This is a genomic window from Pseudomonas taiwanensis (assembly GCF_013393345.1).
Lineage (GTDB): Bacteria > Pseudomonadota > Gammaproteobacteria > Pseudomonadales > Pseudomonadaceae > Metapseudomonas > Metapseudomonas resinovorans_C.
The window spans coordinates 1-261 of record NZ_QJRF01000022.1 but is presented as its reverse complement, the minus strand read 5'-3'; the positions used below and the strand labels follow the sequence as shown (position 1 = coordinate 261).

Here is a 261-nt window from a genome sequence, read left to right as displayed (position 1 = left end):
CGTAGCGCAATTCGTTGAAGCCGCTGCCCTTGTGGGTCTGGCTCTTGAGAGACATCCGCGTCTTGTGCGCCGGCAGCTCGTACGGCGGTCGCTGGTGGGCGTTGTAGGTCCGGCCGGTAATCACCGGTTGGTCCGGGTCCCCATCGAAGTTGGAGACGATGACTTCCTGGCCGATGCGCGGGATGGCCACGAGGCCCCAGGTCGCGCCCGCCCAGTTCTGTGACACGCGAATCCAGCAGGAGCTGTGCTCGTCGTTGCTGC

General features: G+C 65.1%; 1 protein-coding gene. It reads right to left on the bottom strand.

Annotated features, from left to right (window positions below):
* On the bottom strand, positions 1–261 hold a 261-nt coding region (gene vgrG / locus DM872_RS00115; RefSeq protein ID WP_179057557.1), incomplete at both ends, for a type VI secretion system tip protein VgrG.